This is a genomic window from Bradyrhizobium sp., from assembly GCF_036735945.1.
GTDB lineage: Bacteria > Pseudomonadota > Alphaproteobacteria > Rhizobiales > Xanthobacteraceae > Bradyrhizobium.
Map to the genome: position 1 here is coordinate 189,849 of NZ_DAINNI010000001.1, position 21,656 is coordinate 211,504.

Below are 21,656 nucleotides of genomic sequence, written 5' to 3' on the forward strand. Positions count from 1 at the left end.
GTGAAACACCTTGCCCTGCCGTATCGAAGATTATGGGCTGATCGGCGACTGCGAGACCGCGGCACTTGTCGGCCGCGACGGATCGATCGACTGGCTGTGCTGGCCGGCCTTTGATTCCGACGCCTGCTTCGCCGCGCTGCTCGGCACGGAAAAGCACGGTCGCTGGCTGATCGCGCCCGCGGCGGAAATTACCGGCACCTCCCGCCGCTATCTCGGCGAAACGTTGATCCTGCAGACCCGTTTCGAAACGGCTGACGGCGCGGTCGACCTGATCGATTTCATGCCGCCGCGCGGCACCGCGTCCGACATCGTGCGGCTGGTGCGGGGCGTTCGTGGCCGGGTCAGGATGCACATGCAGCTTGTGATCCGCTTCGGCTTCGGCGCCGATATTCCCTGGGTCCGGAAAAGCGAGGACGGTTCGGCGCTGCTCGCGATCTGCGGACAGGACATGACGGTGCTGCGAACGCCGGTCGAAACCCGCGGCGAGGATATGACGACAGTGGCTGAGTTCGAGGTCGGCGAGGGCGACGCCGTTCCCTTCGTTCTCACCTACGGCCCTTCGCATCTGCCGGTGCCCAGGCCGATCGATCCTACTCATGCCTTGAAGGATACCGAGGCGTTCTGGACCGATTGGAGCAGCCGATGCACCTTTCAGGGCGAGCATCGCGACCTCGTGATGCGCTCGCTGATCACGCTGAAGGCCCAGACCTACGCGCCGACCGGCGGCATTGTCGCTGCGCCGACGACGTCGCTGCCGGAAAAGCTCGGCGGCGACAGGAACTGGGACTATCGCTTCTGCTGGCTGCGCGATGCGACGTTCACGCTGCTGGCGCTGATGAACTCCGGCTATACGGAGGAAGCCTCCGCCTGGTACCGGTGGCTGCTGCGGGCGGCGGCCGGTTCACCGGCCAACATGCAGATCATGTACGGCATCATGGGCCAGCGCCGCCTGCTGGAATGGGAGGCCGCGTGGCTGCCGGGTTATGAAGGCGCCCAGCCGGTGCGCATCGGCAACGCCGCGCATGCGCAGCTGCAACTCGATGTCTACGGCGAGTTGATCGACGCCTTCCATCAGTGGCGTGTGGCCAAGCTCGAGATGGATTCGACCAGCTGGGCCATGGAATGCACCGTGCTGGAGCACCTCGCCGAACGGTGGGACCAGCCCGATCATGGCATCTGGGAGCTTCGCGGCGTGGGCCGGCACTATGTTTCATCGAAGGTGATGACCTGGGTCGCGTTCGACCGCGGCATCAAGAGCGCCGAGACGTTCGGCCTCAAGGCGCCGCTCGAAAAGTGGCGCGTGTTGCGGGATGTCATCCATCGTGACGTCTGTGCCAGGGGTTTCGACCCCGAAGTGAATGCGTTCGTCGATTCCTACGGTTCGAAAATGCTCGACGCCAGCATTCTGCTGCTGCCATCGGTAGGCTTCCTGCCGCCGAAAGATCCGCGCGTGCGGGGCACGCTGGCCGCGGTCGAACGATATCTGATGCGCGACGGTTTCGTGCTGCGGCATGATCCCCGCGAATTCCCGGAGGAGAAGCTGCCGGCGGAAGGCGCATTCCTCGCCTGCACCCTATGGCTCGCCGACGCGTATGTGCTGGCCGGCGAGTTCCAAAAGGCGCAGGAGTTGTTCGCCCGTGTCGTCGCCGTCGCCAACGATCTCGGCCTCCTGGCCGAGGAATACGATATGGTCGCGCGCCGCCAGACCGGCAACTTCCCCCAGGCGCTGACGCATATCGCGCTGATCAACACCGCGCACAATCTCAGCGCGGCGAAGATGCCGACCGAAAAGCCGGCGGTGCAGCGGTCTAAATAATCGCAAGGTCCGTCGGCCGCGGCCGCCTGAAACCTGAAGTGCCGAAGATTGGCACGAACTGTACATCACAGCGGTGTTGACTTCGGCTACGTTCGAAAACCGGCCGGGCTGAGGAAAATGGGGAAGTGGGGCTTACCGATCCTTTGATCGGGGCAGCGTAAGGCGAATTCAGAGAAGGCATGGAAGCGCGGACTGGAAACCATGGGGCCGCCTTTCGCGGCAATTGAAAGCCGCTTGAAGTTGCCATGACGACGATCCAGAAAGGCGGCTCGCGTCTCTGCGCGCCGGACCACTGCCGTTGCTGACGGCCGGCGGTGCGCCACGCCGAGCCGATCGATACTTCGACGAGTCACGACAAGTTCCGATGTGCCGCAAGGTGGCCTCGCATTGCGGGGCTACCTTCATTGAGTAGGGAGCATGTAAATGACCAACGAAGCCAAGAACCAGGCCGAAACAAACCCGAAGGCATCCGACGACCGCGTACCAAGCCGGCGCAATATTCTGCTGGCGGGGACTTCGCTTGCGGCGGTCACCGCGATCGGTGCCGTCGATAGAATACAGGTTGCGCAGGCCCAGCAGCCTGCCGCTCCATCCGGGCAGCGGCCAAATATCCTCGTCATCTGGGGCGACGACGTCGGCCTGGCCAATGTCAGCGCCTACTCCTTTGGCTTGATGGGTTACAAGACACCGAACATCGATCGCATTGCGCGCGAGGGATTGATGTTCACCGATTATTACGCCGAGCAGAGCTGCACGGCGGGTCGCGCATCGTTCCTCACCGGTCAGGCGGGTCTACGGACGGGGATGACCAAGGTCGGATTGCCGGGCGCGGCGCTCGGCCTGCGTTTCGAGGACATCACCATCGCCGAGGCGTTGAAACCACTCGGCTACGCCACCGGCCAGTTCGGCAAGAACCATCTTGGCGACCGCAACGAATTCCTGCCGACGGTGCACGGGTTCGATGAATTTTTTGGCAATCTCTATCACCTCAACGCCGAGGAAGAGCCGGAGCATCAGGACTATCCGAAGGACCCGGCGTTCAAGGCGAAGTTTGGTCCGCGCGGCGTCCTCAAGTGCAAAGCCACCGATCGGGATGATCCGACCGTCGATCCGCGTTTCGGCAAAGTAGGCAAGCAGACCATCGAGGATACCGGCCCGCTCACCAGGAAGCGGATGGAGACGGTCGACGATGAGACATCCAACGCCGCAATCGACTACATCAAGCGACAGGTTCAGGCCAACAAACCGTTCTTCTGCTGGTGGAACGGCACCCGCATGCATCTCTACACGCATGTGCGGCCCGAATATAAGGGACGCAGCGGGCTCAGCGAATACATGGACGGCATGCTCGAGCACGACGGCCAGGTCGGGAATCTGCTGAAGACGCTCGACGATCTCGGCATCGCCAACAACACCATCGTGATCTATGGCACCGACAATGGTGTCCACATGAACTCGTGGCCCGATGGCGGCATGACGCCGTTCCGCAGCGAGAAGAACACGAATTGGGAAGGCGCCTATCGCGTTCCGGCGATGATCCGCTGGCCCGGCCGCATCAAGCCCGGACAGGTCAGCAACGAGATCTTCGCGGCGCTCGACTGGTTGCCGACGCTGCTGGCCGCCGCCGGTGAGCCCGACATCAAGAATAAGCTGCTCACCGGATACGCCTCCGGTGGCAAGACGTTCAAGGTACACCTGGACGGCTACAACCAGTTGCCGCTCCTGACCGGACAGCAGGAGAAGTCTGCGCGGAAGGAGTTTTTCTACATCAATGATGACGCGCAACTGGTGGCAATGCGCTACGAGAACTGGAAGATGGTGTTCTGCGAACAGCGTGTCCCAGGTACGTTGCGAATATGGGCGGAGCCGTTCGTCTGCCTGCGCTTGCCGAAGTTACTCAACCTGCGCCTGGACCCCTACGAGAGAGCCGACATCACGTCAAATACGTACTACGACTGGGCGATCCAGCGCGCCTTCCTGATTGTGCCGGCTCAGGCGATGGTTGCGCAATTCGTCGACACTTTCCGGGACTTCCCGCCGCGGCAGAAGCCGTCAAGCTTCAGCGTCGAGGAGGTGCTGGCGACGATGTCGAATGCGCATGGTGGTTGACGACTGCTGCAGCGCCGGTCGGCTCAAGTGCCGACCGGCGGTCAACACACAAACCAGAGGGAGTCGTCAGGCCAACGGCGTCGAAGGTCGCGCGAGCCGGCGCCGAACTGCGCCGCGGCGGGCCCGGGCTGGGGTGAGCCTGCCTTGATGGGAGAAGACGGCGGTCCGGCACCGGCTCGCGCTTGCCGATCGCGCTGCGCAATAAAAGCGGATTTTCGGCGGAAAGGCTTTGAGAACTCCTCGATTTATCCTTCACGGAGGCTTGATACGCGGGATCGGCCTACCGCTTCACGCCAGATGGAAGTCGGAGATGGCGTGATGGTCGGCAATGGGGAAATGACCTGAACTCTCGTAAGCCTCAGCGAATGCTTGCAGCCCGAATCCCCAAGGCGCGGCGATCGAATCCGAATGACGGAGTTCGTCGCCAAATGCCGGAAACGGCAACGGCGGACTGGGAGCGAAGTAGAAGCTGGCCGGTATGCCTTGCGCCTGGACCGAAAGGCCGTTGAAGGTCGCGGTGACGTTGGCGAGGTCGGCGTGATTGCCGGCGAAGTCATCGACACTTGCACCATTGGCATTGAAGCCGGTGATTGCGAGCGTTGGCGTCGGCTGCGCGCTGTCGTAGATGGCGTAGTCGAACACCAGCTTGGACGGGTCACCGAGCAGCGCGGTAGCCGCCGCGTTATAGATGGCTGATTGGCCATTGTTCAGCGTCAACGCCGGCGTGCCGCCCGACACGTGAATCGCTTCATCGAAACCGAGGGTGAAATGGATAGTCGCGCCTGGCAACTCGGCACCCGTGGCAGGCGAAGCGGTGATCGAGGTAAGGTGCGGTTTGGCCTCGCCAAAGATGAAATCGTCGGTGGAGAGATTGGTCTTCGCCACGTTCAGCAGTGTCATCGTATCGCCGCCACCGAAATCGATGACGGTATCCGCGCCGATCTGCGCCGCATGCGCGAGAACGCCATTGAAATCGTGGATACCCGCGCCCGCGAAGGCCCGCACGTCGATCTTGTCAGGCGTGCCGTTGCCCGCGGCGAAGTCGGTGATAATGTCGGCGGCGCTGCCTACCTTCCAGATGAACCGGTCGTCGTCGGCCCCGCCGCTGAGCAGATCGTTGCCGTGGCTGCCGGTGATCACGTCATTGCCGGCGCCGCCGTCGATCACCAGATGGATCTGTCCTGCATTCAGGGCCGATGCGTCGATCACATCGGCGCCGTCCATCCCGTTGATCCGCAAGGTGTCGTTGGCCGCTTCCTGACCGCTGATCGACACCCGTGCCGGCAGGCCGTTGATCAGAATGCCTTGGCCGCTTTGGGTAACCGTGACTGCATCGGCGGAGCCGCTACCGTTGACGACGACGGTATCGGCCGCGCCGTCGCTGCCACCGCCCGATGCCGACAGGTCGATCGCGACCTGCTTGGCGGCCGTACCGGTGAGGTCGTTGACGGTGATGGTGTCAGCGCCCCCCAGGGCATGGAAGGCGATCTTCTCGGTGCCATCCAGGTCCATGACGATGTTGGCAACGTCGCGGGTGAACAGCACGCGCGAGCCATTCGCCGAGATGTCGATATGTTCAGCGATATTGGCCCCATTGAAGTCCAGCGTATCCGTGCCGCCCTGGCCTTCGACCGTGTCGCTGCCGTCGCCGGGGTTCCACACAAAGGTGTCATCGCCGCCGCCAAGCAGCGCGACGTCGTTGCCGCGTCCGCCGTTGACGGTGTCGTTGCCGGCGCTGCCGATGATGCGGTCGGCATCGTCGCCGCCATTGATGGTGAGGGCCATCACACCGGCCGCCAGGCCGGAAGCGTCGATGACATCGGCGCCGGCCAGCCCGTTGATGACGAGCGTATCGCCCGCTTCCTTACCGTTGATCGCAACCTGTGCTGGAAGGCCATTGACCATGACGGTCTGGCCGCTCTGGGTGATCGTGATCTGGTCGTCGCCGGCTGTGCTGTTGACGATCACCTTGTCGGCTGCGCCGTCGCCACCGCCGCCCGATGCGGACAGGTCGACCGCGACTTGCGTGACGCCGGTGCTGCTCAGGTCATTGACGGTGATGGTGTCGGCGCCGCCAAGGGCCTTGAACGAGATCTTCTCAACCCCGTTCAGGTCCATGACGATGTTGGCGACGTCGCGGGTAAGCCGGACGCGGCCGCCATTGGCGGAAATGTCTATATTCTCGGCGACATTGGCGCCGTTGAACTGCAGCGTGTCGAAGCCGCCCTCGCCCTCGACCACATCGCTGCCGTCGCCGGGATTCCAGATGAATGTGTCGTCGTCGGCGCCCAGGAGCGCAACGTCGTCGCCGCGACCGCCGATCACCGTGTCGTTGTTGTTGCCGCCGATCAGGACGTCAGCGCCGGCGCTGCCGGTTATGACGTCGTCGCCATCGCCGCCATCGATGGTCAGCTTGATCTGGCCCGCGGCGAGGGCGGAGGCATCGATGACGTCGGCGCCGTCAAGACCGTTGATCACCAGCGCATCGTTGGCCGCTTCCTGCCCCACGATCGAGGTTTGCGCCGCGAGGCCGTTGACGAGGATTTCCGCGCCGGCCAGCGTGACGGCGATGTTATCGGAGCTGCCGGCCGCGTTGACCGTCACGTTGTCGGCCGCACCATCGCTGCCGCCGCCGCTTGCCTGCAGATCGATGGCGACCCGCTGCACACCAGTGCCGGCGAGATCGTTGACGGTGACGTGATCCGCGCCGCCCAACGCCTGGAAATTGATTTTCTCCACGCTGTTGAGATCCATGACGATATTGGCGACGTCGCGAGTGAAGCGAACGCGCGAGCCATTGGCCGAGATATCGATGTTCTCGGCGATATTGGCTCCGTTGAACTGCAGCGTATCCGTGCCGCCCTGGCCTTCGACCGTGTCGCTGCCGTCGCCCGGATTCCAGATAAAGGTGTCGTCGTCGTCGCCCAGCAGGGCGGTGTCGTTGCCGCGTCCGCCGGTCACGATGTCGTTGCCGGCGCCGCCCAATATCAGATCAGCGCCATCGCCGCCTGTGATGGTGTCGTTGCCGTCGCCTCCGTCGAGCGTGAGCGCGATCAGGGCGGCGAGCCCGTTGCCTGCCGTGATGGTGTCATCGCCGCCATTGGCGTGGACGACGAGGTTTTCCGTCGTTCCGATGTCGAGGCTGAACGGCGCTGGACTGATCCGATCAAGCCGGACGCGCGTGCCATTCGCAACAATCGTGAAGATCTCCGAGCCATTGCCGGTATTGACCTCGGCGGTGTCGACACCATCGCCGCCCTCGAACAGGTCGGTTCCGTCGCCCCGATTCCAGATCATCAGGTCGTCGCCGGCCTCGCCGGAGACCTGATCGTCACCAGCCCCGCCGCTGAGTGTGTCGTTGCCATCGCCACCGAACAGGTGATCGGCACCGTCCCTGCCGAACAATATATCGTCGTCGGCGCCGCCAAAAAGCTGGTCCGCTCCTGAGCCGCCGGTCAACAGGTCGTTGCCGTTGCCTCCGAACAGGTTTGCGCCCGGCAGCAGGCCGAAACTCTCGTTGAGGCTGATATCGTCGTTGCCGTCCTGGCCGAATGCCTGAATGAGGGTGGTGTTGGCTACGGTCGGCGTGCCGCCCACGATTGGAACCGCGCCGCTGTTAACCAGAATATTTCCGTTTAAATCGCGGCTTGTAACGATCGTATTTTCGAACGGATCACCAAATTCCGAGAGGAGGCCGGTGGCGGGATTAAAAGTGGCGGTAATGGCCATTACTCTGCTCTCTACAAACTATTCGCAACAATGCCGCCGTTAGGGCCCGCGAAAACTAAGCGATCAAATTGCTGTTTGGAACAGCAAATTCAAAAGCATATTTCGGCGGGCGAAGACTTTGGAAAAACCTCCACGGACGCTTGTTCGCGAAGATGGATTAAAGCCTGCAGCTTCATTTCCAATTCAAGAGAGGGCAATAATGTGGCGCAATTTCGGATTACTGTAGGAATAATCGATCCACGGGATGCATGTTTTTGCGTTCATGAGGCGATTTACCGCAGTGCGATATTCTTGTATTGTAACTGCTTTTATCGGCGCGGAGTTCTGACTTCAGGCAGGGCAGGCGGTTGAAGTTCATCTGCCCGTCAACCTTGCAAAATTACGTCCATCGCGCGCGCAAATCCGTCACGCTTGTTGCTTTCGGTCACATGGGTTGCGCGCTGCTTGATGTCGTCGGCGGCATTGCCCATGGCAAACGAAACGCCGCTGCGCGCAAACATCGGCAGATCATTCTCCATGTCGCCGATGGTCGCAACCTCGGCAGCCGAAATGCCGAGCCGCTTGATCATCGCGTCAACGAAGGTGCCCTTGTCGTGGCCTGATGGCGTGACGTCGAGATAGTAGGTCTGCGAGCGGACGGCGGTCGCATCCGCGCCGACGGCTTCGCGCATCGCGGCTTCGCAGCGCTGAAGCCGCACCGGATCCGAGCTGGCGCCGACGATCTTGCAGGCTTCAGCCAGATGCGGCGTGAAGTCGTCGACGATGGTCGGATCGGCCTTGATGGCGCGCTTCTCGTGCGGAACGTATTCGCCGTCCGGATTGCGCGTGTACCAGCGCGCGTTGCTGAACAGCCAGATGTCGGCGCCGAACGCCTTGAGCACATCGACGCTGCGCTGCGCCACGCTTGTTCCGATCAGATGCTGTTCGATCGGCTTCAGCGCGGCGTCGACGATCGAACTGCCGTTGAAGGCGCCGATCGGAAGCGTGATCGAAAGCGGCTCGATCAGAAAGCCGATGCCGATGGTCGGCCGACTGGAGACGATGGTGAAGCCGATGCCGGCCGCGTGCAGCCTGTCCACGGCGCTTTTTGCGCCGTCGGTGAGAACCTTATCATGCGTCAGCAGCGTGCCGTCGACGTCCGAAACCACAAGCTTGATGGGGGTCATTGCGCAACCAGGTTCAATTGACTGACGATGTCATCCACGATCGCCTCGACCGGCGCGTCGATCGATACCACGATCGGCCGTTCGTCTGCGCCGGGCCGTTCCAGGGTCGCGAACTGGCTCGCGAGCAGGCCCGCCGGCATGAAATGTCCCTTGCGGGCGGCAAGCCGGGCCGCGATCAGATCCTGCGTTCCATCGAGAAAGACGATGCGAACGTCTTCACGACCGTGGACCAGAATGTCGCGATAGGCGCGCTTGAGCGCCGAACAGGCGATCACGGCGCGCTCGCCTGTTACCGCAAGGCGGTCGATTTCGCCGGCAATCGCCTGCAGCCACGGCCGGCGATCCTCATCGGTCAGAGGATGGCCCGCGCTCATCTTCGTCACATTGCTTGCCGGGTGAAACCGGTCGCCGTCCTCGTAAGCCCAGCCAAGGCGCCGGGCCAAATGATCGGCGATGGTGCTCTTGCCCGAGCCGGAAACGCCCATCACCACCAGCGCGCAAGGTGTCTCACTGCCCACCAACATTCTCCGGAAGCGCTTCCCGATCCACCAGCCACACGGTCTCCTCGATGGATCGCGCGCGGTTGGCGGGCAGATTCTCGCCTGCGAACAGCCGCGTCAAGATCGCCCGCTTGTCCCGGCCGGACACCTCGAACAGCATTTGGTGGCAGGAGGCAAGTGTGGATAGCGTGAGGCTGACCCGGGGGACGAACGGCGCGACATTCGCCTTGGGCACGCCGACCACCCAGTGTGCCTGCTCGTCAAGCGCGGCATCGCCGGGAAACAGCGACGCGGTATGGCCGTCAGGGCCGACGCCCATCAGCACGAGATCGAACAGAGGTCTCGCCGGGTCGAGTATCTCAGCTCCGTAGAAGGATTGCAGCTCCTGCTCGTAGAGCGCCGCGCCCCAGTCGGGATCGGCAGGGTCGGTGGTTGCCGTCGGAATCGGATGGATATGCGCCGCCGGTGCGCATTGATCCAGGAAAGCCGCTCGCGCCATGCCCATGTTGTTGAGCGGATCGGTCGCCGGCACGAACCGTTCATCGCCGATGAACCAGTGTACCCGCTGCCACGGAATCCGGCTGCGATAGGGCTCGGTCGCAAGCAGTTGATAGAGCTGCTTCGGGCTCGACCCGCCGGTCAGGCAGACCGCAATGCGGCCACTATTGGCGGCCGCCCTCGCCAGCAAGTGCTCGGCGGCAGTTGCCGCCATCGCCGCCGGATTGGCGACCACGATCAGTTCGCGGTTGTCGTGATCTGCCATCGCCTATCCGAACTTCCGCCACGTCCGTCCATCGCGGGCCAGCAGCTCGTCGGCTTCCGCGGGACCTTCGCTGCCGGCCTTGTAGGTCTTCAAACCGTCGGCGCCTGCCTTCTTCCAGGCATCGAGGAACGGCTGCACGGCCTTCCAGCCGGCTTCGACGCTGTCGGCGCGCTGGAACAGGATGTTGTCGCCGATCATGCAGTCGTAAATCAGGGTCTCGTAGCCGGTCGACGGCGCGGCCTTGAAATAGTCCTTGTAGCGAAACTTCATCTCGACGCCGTCGATCAGGATCGAGGGGCCCGGCACCTTGGTGTTGAACTGCAGCGCAATGCCTTCGTTCGGCGCAACGCCGATCACGAGGTAGTTCTGAGCCAGCTGTTCCACCGGCGTGCAGGTGAACATCGCGAACGGCGCCTGCTTGAACTTGATCGCGACTTCGGTGCGCTTGACGCCCAGCGCCTTGCCGGTGCGCAAATAGAAGGGAACGCCGGCCCAGCGCCAATTGTCGATCATCAGCTTGAGCGCCACATAGGTTTCGGTGGTGCTGCCTGTTGCGACGTCCTCGATGCGGCGGTAGTCGGCGATTTCTGCATCTCCGATCCGTCCCGCGAGATACTGGCCGCGCACTGAATTCCCCAGCGCCTCGGCCTTGCTCTGCATCTGGATGGCCGCGAGCACGTCGGCTTTTTCCGCGCGCACCGAATGCGCGTCGAAGCGGATCGGCGGCTCCATTGCCACCAGCGACATCAGCTGAAACAGGTGGTTGGGGACCATGTCGCGCAACGCGCCGGTCTGGTCGTAGAAACTGCCGCGATGGCCGACGCCGAGCTGTTCATCCACCGTGATCTGGACGTGATCGATGTGGTTGCGATTCCAGATCGGCTCGAACATGCCGTTGGCGAAGCGCAGCACCAAAATGTTCTGCACCGTCTCCTTGCCGAGATAATGATCGATCCGGTAGATCTCGTGCTCGTCGACGAGCTTGAGCAGTTCGGTGTTCAGCGCCCTTGCCGAGGCGAGATCGGTGCCGAACGGCTTTTCCACCACCAGCCGCCGCCACGCGCCGTTCTCGGCCAGCATGCCGGTGCGGGCAAGCTCGCGGCTGATCGGCAGGAATGCATTCGGCGGGGTCGCCAGATAGAACAGGCGGTTGCCGCCGGTGTTTCGCGCGGCTTCCAGCTCGTTGAGCTGTTTGCTCATGGCGTCGAAGGAAGCCGGATCTTTCGGATCGGCCTCGATGCAGGAGAGGCAGCCGAGCAGGCGCTTTGCGATGGCGCCGTCGATCGGCCGGTTCGCGAACTGGTGCAGGCCCTTCATCAGGCTGTCGCGCAGCCGCTCGGCGGTCATACCCTTGCGGGCGACGCCGACCAGGCAAAACCTGTCCGGCAGGAGATCGCTGGCCGCGAGATTGTAGAGAGCAGGAACGACCAGCCGGTGCGCTAGGTCGCCGGTCACGCCGAAAATGACGAAGGAGCAGGGATCGGGTTTGTTCTGGATTGTCTGACCGACCGCCATGATTGCTCAGGCCTTCGTCGTTGGTTTTTTCGGCGGTTCCTTGTGGCCGCCAAATCCGGCCCGCATCGCGGACAGGATCTTTTCCGCGAAGGTGTGATCCTTGCGCGAGCGGAAGCGCGCATAGAGCGCCGCCGTCAGCACTTCCGCCGGCACGGCCTCGTCGATCGCGGCGTTGACGGTCCAGCGGCCTTCGCCGGAATCCTCGACAAAGCCCGAGTAGTTGTCGAGCGTGTGGTTTTCCGCGAGCGCGGAGGAAGTGAGGTCGAGCAGCCAGGACGGGATCACGCTGCCGCGCCGCCACACCTCGGCGATATCGGCGATATCGAATTCGAAACGATGCTCCGGCGGCAGCGCCTCGATATTGGCGTTCCTCAGGATGTCAAAACCTTCGGCGTAGGCCTGCATCAGGCCGTATTCGATGCCGTTGTGAATCATCTTGACGAAATGCCCGGCGCCGGAGGGGCCGGCATGGATGTAGCCCTGCTCGACGCGGGGGTCGCGGCCCTCGCGGCCCGGCGTGGGCGGGATATCGCCGGCGCCGGGCGCCAGGGTCTTGAAGATCGGATCGAGCCGGTTCACCACCGCCTTGTCGCCGCCGATCATCATGCAATAGCCGCGCTCGATGCCCCAGACGCCGCCGCTGGTGCCGACATCGAGATAATGCAGGCCCTTCGCCTTCAGCGCTGCGCCGCGGCGAACGTCGTCCTGCCAGAAGGTGTTGCCACCATCGATGATGACGTCGCCGGGCTCCATCAGTCTTGCCAGCGCGTCGATGGTGGCCTCGGTGATCTTGCCTGCCGGCAGCATCACCCAGGCAGTGCGCGGCTTCTCCAGTCTGGCGACGAAATCTTCCAGCGAGCTGGCGCCGGTCGCGCCTTCCCCGGCGAGGCCGGTCACGGCCTTGGCGTCCTTGTCGTAGACCACGGCGGTGTGGCCGTTCTTCATCAGCCGGCGGACGATGTTGCCGCCCATCCGGCCGAGGCCGATCATGCCGAGTTGCATATTCTTGCCTTCCTAACTGAGCGCTTCCGAAATCGCGGCGTCGAGCGCGGACAGTCCCGATCCGAGATCGCCCTTGAGATGGACACGCAACGCGCGACGCCCGCGTTCGATGAGCACGTCGAAATCGCCGCGCGCCTGCGCCGCCTTGATGATGCCGAAACTCGCCTTCTGGCCCGGCACCCGCAAATCCCGGGCGTCGTCGGCGGTGACCTGCAGGAACACGCCGCTGTCGGGCCCGCCCTTGTAGGCCTGGCCGGTGGAATGCAGGAAGCGCGGCCCGAATTCGGCGCAGGTTGCGAGATGGCGGCTGTCACGCACCGCAAGCCGCATCTTCTGCAGCGAGCCGATGGTGCCGGGATTGCGCGCGATGTAGGCGAGCAGTGCGACATAGTCACCATCGTGAGAGCGCGACAGATGCGCCTTGATCCAGGAACCGAGAGTGCCGTCGGCGCCGGCCTTGCGCAACTCGGCGGCGTTGTGCTCGTCGGTGTAGAGGTCGGCCTCGTCGGTCGAGATGACAGGCGTTTCCGCAGGGAGCGAACCGGTCTTCTCGAACGCGCCGGTCAGCTCACGGGTCTTGATCTTGGCTGCTTCGACGTCGGGCTGGCTGAACGGATTGATGCCAAGGATCGCGCCCGCTACCGCGGTCGCCATCTCGAATCGGAAAAATTCCTGGCCGATATGCTCGATCGACTTCATGACGATGCGCGCCACCGGATGTCCGGCGGCTTCCAGCGCCTTCAGCCGGTCGTCATGCGCGGCGTCGTCCTCGCCCTCGGTGCGGATATCGATGAAGAAGCGATCGTCGCCGTAGAGCGAGGGGGCGCCGAGCGGCTCGCCGTCGATCGGGATCAGGCCCTTGCCGTCCTTGCCGGTGGATTCGGCGATCAACTGCTCGGCCCAGGCGCCGAAATCGGCGACCTTCTCCGATGAGGTGATCGTTACCTTGTCGCGGCCTTCGAGGCCGGCGAGCCCCATGGCGAGGCCGAGCTGCACGCCCGGATTTTCATGCGGCGGCACATCGGCGCCGCAGGAGCGCAGCATCGCCAGCGTATGCGCAATCAGGCTGCGAACGTCGATACCGGCTACTGCCGCCGGCACCAGGCCGAACGGCGACAGCACCGAATAGCGGCCGCCGATCGTGGGATCGCCGTGGAAGATGCGGGCAAAGCCCTGCTTGATCGCGGTCTTCTCCAATGACGAGCCGGGGTCCGTCACCGCGATGAAGCGATGGCCGGCCTTGGCCTTGCCGACCGTCCTGGCGACGCGGTCGAAGAAGTAATCCTTCATCACGTTCGGCTCGGTGGTGCCGCCCGATTTGCTGGAGACGATGAACAGCGTGCGGCCGAGGTCGACCGCATCCTCCATCGCGCGTACCTGTGCCGGGTCGGTGGAATCGAGCACATGCAGCTTCGGGAAACCCGACTTCTTCGGGAAGGTTTCCGCCAACACCTCGGGCCCGAGGCTCGATCCGCCCATGCCGAGCACGACCGCGTCGCTGAACTTCTGCCCCTTCACCCGCTTTGCAAAATCCTCGTAATTGGCGATATCGGCCGCGGCCGGGCTGTCGAGCCAGCCGAGCCATTTATTCTCGTCGTCATCGGTCCAGACAGATTTGTCCTTCTGCCACAGACGGCGGATTTTGGCGGACGCGCGCCAGTCCTCGGTGCTCTTCTCGACCGCTTTCGCGATGCCGTCACCGAGCGCGAGTTGCTGGTGGTCGATGCCGCCGCCGAGAGATGCCGCGCGCTTCTGCGCGACCGCGCCGTAGAGCTTGTCGGCGGCGTCGGCAAACAGCTTGACGCCGTCCTTCACCAGTTCGTCGGTGATGGCATCGAGCGAGATGCCGGATAGTTCGAGCTCTTCCAGCACACGCCGCGCGTCGTCGATGTTCTCCTCGAGGCTGTCGCGCACCTTGCCGTGGTCGCGGAAGGCGTCGAGCGTCGCCGGCGGCACGGTGTTGACGGTATTGGGGCCGATCAGTTCCTCGACATACAGCACATCGCTGTAGTCCTTGTTCTTGGTGCCGGTGGAGGCCCACAACAGCCGCTGCGGCTTCGCACCTTTGGCCGCGAGCGTTTCCCAGCGCGGGCCGGCAAACAGCCGCTTGTAATCTTGATAGGCAAGCCTGGCGTTGGCAATCGCCACCTTGCCCTTCAGCGCGGTCATCCGCTCCTTCTCGCTCGGATCATTCGCCTTGGCGATCTTGTCGTCGAGCTGCTTGTCGACGGCAGTATCGATACGGCTGACGAAGAACGAGGCGACGCTGGCGACAGGCGCGGGATCGCCGCCCTTGGCGACGTATTTTTCAAGCCCGGCGATATAGGCCTCCGCGACCTCGCGATAGACGGACTGCGAGAACAGCAGGGTGATGTTGATGCTGATGCCTTCGCCGATCAGCCGTTCGATCGCGGGCAGGCCTTCCGGCGTCGCCGGCACCTTCACCATCAGGTTCTGGCGGTCGACATCCTTCCAGAGCCGCTCGGCTTCGGCGATCGTCCCCCTGGTGTCCATCGCCAGATAGGGCGAGACCTCGAGGCTGACAAAACCGTCATTGCCGTCGAACTGGTCGTAAACCGGCCGCAGCACGTCGGCGGCATTCTGAATGTCCTCGACGGCGAGCGCTTCGAACAGGTCGGCGACCGGGCGGTCGCCCTTCCGCAGCGCCTTGCCGATCGCCCCGTCATATTCATCCGAGCTGCCGATCGCCTTCTCGAAAATCGAGGGGTTCGACGTCACGCCCTTGACGCCGTCGGTATCGATCAGCGCCTTGAGGTCGCCCTTGGCAACGAAGCCGCGGGCAAGGAAGTCAAGCCAGACGGCCTGACCGTGGTTTTCAAGTGATTTGACGGGATTCATGGTGCCTTATTCGGTTTGCGCGGTCGATTTTTGGGTTTTCGGCAGTTTCGGGGGCAGGGCCGGAATGTCAATATTTGGTTGGCCGTGCAGCCGGACGGAATGGTGCCGCGTGGGACGATAACGCCATCCGCGCTGGTTCGATCCCCGGATTTCGCCGGCCTGCCCAGACTTCGACAGGGTGTAGCCGTCGAACCGGCCTCTGTGATGACGACATCAACCGGCACAAGCACGAAGTCGTGAAGGAGTGCGTCATGAGCAACCGGCGCGATGGAGCGGGCGAAAGTGCGGCGACGAGATCGCTCAAATGAGCCGTTGACGTGAAGCGTTCACGTCAACTCTTCCGCGTATCAAGGTCTCAGGTAGAGATAGCCTTGCGACTGCAATTCGGCGATCCGCACCACGCCGCCGCGCTCGGCGGCGACGAAGCCGGGCAGCAGATCCTTCAGCGCGACGTTCTGCGACTTCATGGTGTTGCCGCAGGCGGTGAGTTCGAGCCCTGCCCTGGAAAACTGGCCGACGCGTTTGGACAGGTCGGGATTGGCGGAAGCCGAATGAAAGGCGCGCAATGCCTGGCCGTGAACCACCAGCGCGATCGTGACGTGTTCGGGGCCGCCGACGCCGTCGAGATGGTTCTGGATGTTGCCGACGATAAAGCTCACTCTGTCGAGATCGTTGAGGTGATAGACCACTTTCGGTTTCGCCGGTGGCGCTTCGTTTGCCGCACCGGCGCGAGAGGCGGCGGCCGTAGCTCCAAAGATGACGGAGACGGAGAGCAGGGCGGCGATCGAGGCGCATTTCATGGCAGACTCGGATTAAACACGTGGCATTTGACTTTAGTTGCAGCCGGTGTGCGCTGCGTTCAAAGCCCGGCTGATCAAATGAATGCCTGTTAATGTTTGCCGCTGTTTGCCGTCGAAACGGCGGTAGAAGGCGGCAAAAAGCCGTCATTCCCCGCCCGTTTGGGCCGTTCAAAGTTCAAAAGCCGATCCGCTTTGCTGCTTCAGGTGCTCGACCCCGCCGCAGATTCGCACGGTACCGCCACTCGGAATCCTTAAAAAACTCCTTACATCATGGTCAGTACTAAACCGGTGAAAATGTTGCCGCACGGATACAACGCGATCGAAATGGCACCGTATCTCTACGAGGTAGAGGCCCCTAGCATGACTATTGCATTGCATTGTGAAGTCGCTCGCGTGTCCAATCGGTGCATGTACTGATGGTGATTCGCGAACGGAAGCTGAGACGCTCCGAACTGGAACCCGAGGGTGCGTCCGGCATTTACAGGTGACCATGGAGAGACGGATCATGTACAACGATTCTCTGTTCAATGCTTTCGCCCGGTCCTTCGAAGCCAGAAGCCAGACCGACATGTCGATGGCGGAATATCTGGAGTCGTGTCGAAACGATCCGATGCGATACGCCAACGCTGCAGAGCGACTGCTAGCTGCGATCGGCGAGCCCCAGATGATTGACACGGCCAGGGATCCACGCCTTGGCCGTATTTTTTTGAACCGCACGATGCGGCTCTATCCGGCCTTCGCCGGCTTCTACGGAATGGAAGACACGATCGAACGTATCGTCGGATTCTTCCGCCACGCTGCGCAAGGTCTCGAAGAGCGCAAGCAGATCCTCTATCTGCTCGGGCCGGTCGGTGGCGGCAAGTCGTCGCTCGCCGAGCGCTTGAAGTCGCTGATGGAAGTCCACCCGATCTACGTGTTGAAGGCGGGCGACGAACTCAGCCCCGTCTTCGAAAGTCCGCTCAGCCTGTTCGATCCGGAATCGCTCGGCCCGATGCTGGAAGAGAAGTATGGCATTCCGCGCCGTCGTCTCACCGGACTGATGAGCCCGTGGTGCTACAAGCGCCTCGAAGCCTTCGGCGGCGACATCTCGCAATTCCGCGTCGCCAAGATCCAGCCGTCGCGGTTGCGTCAGATCGCGATTGCGAAAACCGAGCCCGGTGACGAGAACAACCAGGACATCTCTTCGCTGGTCGGCAAGGTCGACATCCGCAAGCTGGAGACCTACGCCCAGAACGATCCCGACGCCTACAGCTATTCGGGCGGCCTCAATCGCGCCAACCAGGGCATCCTCGAATTCGTCGAAATGTTCAAGGCGCCGATCAAGATGCTGCATCCGCTGCTGACGGCGACGCAGGAAGGCAATTATATCGGCACCGAAAACATCGGTGCGATCCCGTTCACCGGCGTCATTCTCGCCCACTCCAACGAGGCTGAATGGCAGAGCTTCAAGACCAACAAGAACAATGAAGCCTTCATCGACCGCATCTGCGTCATCAAGGTGCCGTACGTGCTGCGCGTCGCCGAAGAGCAGAAGATCTACGAGAAGCTGATCCAGGGCTCGGAGCTCGCCACCGCACCTTGCGCTCCGGCCACGCTGGAAACCATGGCGCGCTTCTCGGTGATGTCGCGCTTACGCAAGCACGAGAATTCGACCGTGTACGCCAAGATGCGGATCTACGACGGCGAAAGCCTGAAGGAATCAGATCCGAAGGCGCGCAGCGTCCAGGAATACAGGGATGCCGCCGGCGTCGATGAAGGCATGGACGGCGTTTCGACCCGCTTCGCGTTCAAGGTGCTCGCCGCGACCTTCAACCACGACACCAATGAGGTCGGGGCCGACGCAGTCCATCTGATGTACACGCTCGAGCAGGCGATCCGCCGCGAGCAGCTCCCCGACGAAGTCGAGAAGCGTTATCTCGAATTCATCAAGGCCGAGCTGGCGCCGCGTTACGCCGAATTCATCGGACACGAGATCCAGAAGGCCTATCTGGAGTCCTATTCGGATTACGGCCAGAACCTGTTCGACCGCTACGTCGATTACGCCGATGCCTGGATCGAGGATCAGGACTTCAAGGATCCCGATACCGGACAACTGCTCGATCGCGAGTTGCTCAATCAGGAGCTGACCAAGATCGAAAAGCCGGCGGGCATCGCCAATCCGAAGGACTTCCGCAACGAGGTGGTCAAGTTCTCGCTGCGCTCGCGCGCCCAGAACGGCGGTAAAAACCCGACATGGACCAGCTACGAGAAGATTCGCGAAGTGATCGAAAAGCGGATATTCTCGCAGGTAGAGGATCTGCTTCCCGTGATTTCCTTCGGCTCCAAGAAGGACGGCGAGACCGAAAAGAAGCACGGCGAGTTTGTCGCGCGCATGGTCGAGCGCGGCTACACCGAGCGGCAAGTCCGCCGGTTGGTCGAGTGGTACATGCGCGTGAAGCAGGCAGGCTGAGGCGGATGAGACCGTGGCCATACACATCGTCGACCGGCGCCTGAACCCAGGCAGCAAAAGTCTGGAGAATCGCCAGCGCTTTCTGCGTCGAGCCAAGGCGCTGGTTCAAGGGGCGGTGAAGAGGTCGTCGCAGGACCGGGACATCAAGGATGTCCTGGAAGGCGGCGAGGTCAGCGTCCCCGTCGATGGCATGGACGAGCCGCGCTTTCGCCGCGAAGGCGGTACGCGCGACATGGTCCTGCCCGGCAACAAGAAGTTCGTCGAAGGCGATGTTCTGCCGCGGCCCAGCGGGGGCAGCGGCAGGGGTGGACGTCAGGCCGGCGAGGGCGACAGCGAGGATGCGTTCCGCTTCGTGCTCAGTCGCGACGAGTTCGTCGATCTGTTTCTGGACGATCTTGAGCTGCCTGACCTTGCCAAGCGAAAGCTGGCCGAGGTCGAATCCCAGGGCATTCGCCGCGCCGGCTATTCGACGTCGGGCTCACCCGCCAACATCTCGATCAGCCGGACCGTCAGCCGCGCGCTGGCACGGCGCGTCGCGCTGCGACGACCGAGGCCGGAGGCGCTGGCCGAGCTGGAAGTCGAGTTGGAGACTTGCAGCGAGGCACGGCGCGCCGAGATTTTGGCTGAGATCGAAGCCTTGAAGGCGAAAATCAAGCGCATCCCCTTCATCGATCCGATCGACATCCGTTACCGACGCTTCGAGACGGTGCCGAAGCCGGTGGCGCAGGCCGTCATGTTCTGCCTGATGGATGTCTCCGGCTCGATGACCGAGCACATGAAGGATCTCGCCAAGCGCTTCTACATGCTGCTCTACGTGTTCCTGAAGCGGCGCTACCGCCATGTCGAGATCGTCTTCATCCGCCATACCGACCGCGCCGAAGAGGTCGACGAGCAGACATTCTTCCACGGACCGGCTTCCGGCGGCACGCTGGTATCGAGCGCGCTGCAGGCGATGCATGACATCGTGCGCACGCGCTTTCGTCCGGAGGACTGGAACATTTACGCCGCGCAGGCCTCGGACGGCGACAATTCCTATTCGGACGGCGAGGTCACAGGCCGCCTTCTGACCGACATGATCCTGCCGGTGAGCCAGTTCTTTGCCTATCTCGAAGTCGGCCAGGAACACGGGCTATCCTACGAAATGCCCAATTCGGCACTCTGGACTCTCTATGAAGGGCTGCGCGCCAACGGGGCGCCGCTATCGATGCGCAAGGTCAACGAGCGCAGCGAGATCTTCCCGGTGTTCCACGATCTCTTCCAGCGTCGTGGCCCGCAGGAAAGGACGGCATCATGAGCGCGACTGGCCAGTTGCTGTTCCAGGGAGCCGACTGGGATTTTCACACGCTGCAGCGGATCTGCGATACCTGCGAGCAGGTGGCCAGGGACGAGTTGAAGCTCGACGTCTATCCGAACCAGATCGAGGTCATTACCGCCGAGCAGATGCTGGACGCCTATTCGTCCGTCGGCATGCCGCTGTTCTACAAGCACTGGTCATTCGGCAAGCACTTTGCCTTCCAGGAGGCATCCTATCGCAAGGGCCTGATGGGGCTGGCCTATGAGATCGTCATCAACTCTTCGCCGTGCATTTCCTACCTGATGGAGGAAAACACCGCGACGATGCAGACGCTAGTCATCGCTCACGCCGCCTTCGGCCACAATCACTTCTTCAAGAACAACTATTTGTTCAAGCAGTGGACCGACGCCGACGGCATTCTCGACTATCTCGAATTCGCCAAGCGCTACGTGGCGCATTGCGAGGAGCGCCACGGCCGCCTCGCGGTCGAGCACACGCTCGACGCCGCGCACGCATTGATGTCGCACGGCATCGATCGCTATCCGGGCAAGAAGAGCCTCGATCTTCGCGCCGAGGAGAAGCGGGCGGGGCGGCGCCGTGCCCATGAGGAAGCCGCGTTCAACGATCTGTGGCGCACCGTTCCGACCGGCCCGGCGAAGACCAGCGCGATACTCGATGTCGAGCGCCGCCGCCAGATGCTCGGTCTGCCGCAGGAAAACCTGCTGTACTTCCTGGAGAAGACAGCGCCGCGCCTGCGCCCCTGGCAGCGCGAGATCCTGCGGATCGTGCGGCACATCGCGCAGTATTTCTATCCGCAAAGCCAGACCAAGGTGATGAACGAGGGCACGGCGACCTACGTTCACTACCAGATCATGAACCGCCTGCATGAGCAGGGTCGGCTGACCGACGGCAATTTCCTCGAATTCCTGCAGTCGCACACCAACGTGGTGTTCCAGCCCGAGTTCGACGATCCCCGCTATTCCGGATTCAATCCCTACGCGCTCGGCTTTGCGATGATGCAGGACATCGAGCGCATTGTCACAAATCCGAAAGCCGAAGACCGCGAGTGGTTCCCCGACATCGCCGGCAGCGGCGATGCGATGGCGGTATTGCGCGATATCTGGGCCAATTATCGCGACGAGAGCTTCATCAGCCAGTACTTGAGCCCGCGCCTGATGCGGCAGTTCCGCATGTTCCATTTGCACGACGATCCGGAGGATCGCTCCGGCATCCTGGTCGACGCGATCCACAACGAGCGCGGCTATCGCCGGCTGCGGCGCGAACTGGCCAAGCAATATGATGTTGGCTACATCGATGCGAACATCGAAGTCGTCGATGTCGACCTTGCCGGCGACCGCCGCCTGATGCTGCGCCACACCGTGGTGAAGGGCGCCCAGCTCAGCGAAGCCGATGCCAAGCGCGTGCTGCAGCACTTGGCGGATCTCTGGAGCTACGACGTGTCGCTGGTCGAGAGCGATGCATCAGGTACGGTGCTGAAGGAATATGTCGCGCACCCGCGCAGCCTCGCCGCGGCGGCGTAGCAGGGTTTCCACGGACCCGTCATGGTGGCCTGCATCCTTGGAGACGCAGGCTTCGCCTGCTCCTCAGAGTGTGAGAATCTTTCGGCAACGAGCATTTGCCACGGCCGCGATGC

At 62.6% G+C, this 21,656-nt stretch carries 13 protein-coding genes and 1 pseudogene; 6 read left to right on the top strand and 8 right to left on the bottom strand.

All coding sequences use genetic code 11. The annotated features are described in order from the left end of the window. The first annotated feature begins 10 nt into the window (after positions 1-10). The 3 genes and pseudogenes from V7E26_RS00795 (at position 11) to V7E26_RS00805 (ending at position 3,925) form a co-directional block, all read left to right on the top strand. Complete coding sequence (locus V7E26_RS00795) at positions 11-1,816, top strand: glycoside hydrolase family 15 protein (RefSeq protein ID WP_324412422.1); 1,806 nt, start codon at positions 11-13, stop codon at positions 1,814-1,816. Between the two features lie 254 nt (positions 1,817-2,070). Continuing rightward, positions 2,071-2,199, top strand: a pseudogene (locus V7E26_RS00800) (formylglycine-generating enzyme family protein); the annotation flags it as partial. A 40-nt stretch (positions 2,200-2,239) separates the two neighbouring features. Beyond that, a complete protein-coding gene (locus V7E26_RS00805) occupies positions 2,240-3,925 on the top strand; it encodes an arylsulfatase (protein ID WP_324412423.1) in 1,686 nt (561 codons plus the stop codon). Between the two features lie 288 nt (positions 3,926-4,213). On the opposite strand, the gene V7E26_RS00810 is transcribed toward V7E26_RS00805, so the two are convergent. The 8 genes from V7E26_RS00810 to V7E26_RS00845 all read right to left on the bottom strand — a co-directional run bounded on the left by V7E26_RS00810 (position 4,214) and on the right by V7E26_RS00845 (position 16,259). Beyond that, the gene (locus V7E26_RS00810; protein ID WP_324412425.1) at positions 4,214-7,522 is read right to left on the bottom strand and encodes a beta strand repeat-containing protein; all 3,309 of its coding nucleotides are present in this window, start codon (positions 7,520-7,522) and stop codon (positions 4,214-4,216) included. Positions 7,523-8,019: 497 nt separating this feature from the next. Continuing rightward, complete coding sequence (locus V7E26_RS00815; protein WP_324412427.1) at positions 8,020-8,820, bottom strand: HAD family hydrolase; 801 nt, start codon at positions 8,818-8,820, stop codon at positions 8,020-8,022. Further along, on the bottom strand, positions 8,817-9,344 hold the full coding sequence (locus V7E26_RS00820) for a gluconokinase (protein ID WP_324412429.1): 528 nt from the start codon (positions 9,342-9,344) through the stop codon (positions 8,817-8,819). Before V7E26_RS00820 ends, V7E26_RS00815 begins: the two co-directional genes overlap by 4 nt. After that, positions 9,328-10,083 carry a 6-phosphogluconolactonase gene (gene pgl, locus V7E26_RS00825; protein WP_324412431.1) on the bottom strand — a complete coding sequence of 252 codons (756 nt, stop codon included), beginning with the start codon at positions 10,081-10,083 and terminating at the stop codon, positions 9,328-9,330. Before pgl ends, V7E26_RS00820 begins: the two co-directional genes overlap by 17 nt. A 3-nt stretch (positions 10,084-10,086) precedes the next feature. Continuing rightward, the gene (gene zwf / locus V7E26_RS00830) at positions 10,087-11,598 is read right to left on the bottom strand and encodes a glucose-6-phosphate dehydrogenase (RefSeq protein WP_324412433.1); all 1,512 of its coding nucleotides are present in this window, start codon (positions 11,596-11,598) and stop codon (positions 10,087-10,089) included. 6 nt (positions 11,599-11,604) lie between these two features. Next, on the bottom strand, positions 11,605-12,600 hold the full coding sequence (gene gnd, locus V7E26_RS00835; protein WP_324412435.1) for a phosphogluconate dehydrogenase (NAD(+)-dependent, decarboxylating): 996 nt from the start codon (positions 12,598-12,600) through the stop codon (positions 11,605-11,607). Positions 12,601-12,612: 12 nt separating this feature from the next. Beyond that, positions 12,613-15,459 (bottom strand): bifunctional transaldolase/phosoglucose isomerase, encoded by a 2,847-nt coding sequence (locus tag V7E26_RS00840; protein ID WP_324412437.1) that lies wholly within the window; start codon positions 15,457-15,459, stop codon positions 12,613-12,615. Between the two features lie 347 nt (positions 15,460-15,806). Beyond that, on the bottom strand, positions 15,807-16,259 hold the full coding sequence (locus V7E26_RS00845) for a DsrE family protein (RefSeq protein ID WP_324412439.1): 453 nt from the start codon (positions 16,257-16,259) through the stop codon (positions 15,807-15,809). Positions 16,260-16,764: 505 nt separating this feature from the next. On the opposite strand from V7E26_RS00845, the gene V7E26_RS00850 reads away from it, so the two are divergent. The 3 genes from V7E26_RS00850 to V7E26_RS00860 are packed head-to-tail and all read left to right on the top strand — an operon-like array spanning position 16,765 to position 21,543. Continuing rightward, on the top strand, positions 16,765-18,708 hold the full coding sequence (locus tag V7E26_RS00850; RefSeq protein WP_324412441.1) for a PrkA family serine protein kinase: 1,944 nt from the start codon (positions 16,765-16,767) through the stop codon (positions 18,706-18,708). 13 nt (positions 18,709-18,721) lie between these two features. Continuing rightward, positions 18,722-20,002, top strand: a complete 1,281-nt coding sequence (locus V7E26_RS00855; protein WP_324412444.1) for a YeaH/YhbH family protein — start codon at positions 18,722-18,724, stop codon at positions 20,000-20,002. After that, positions 19,999-21,543: a SpoVR family protein gene (locus V7E26_RS00860; protein ID WP_324412446.1), complete on the top strand. Its 1,545-nt coding sequence runs from the start codon at positions 19,999-20,001 to the stop codon at positions 21,541-21,543. Before V7E26_RS00855 ends, V7E26_RS00860 begins: the two co-directional genes overlap by 4 nt. Positions 21,544-21,656 lie beyond the last annotated feature (113 nt).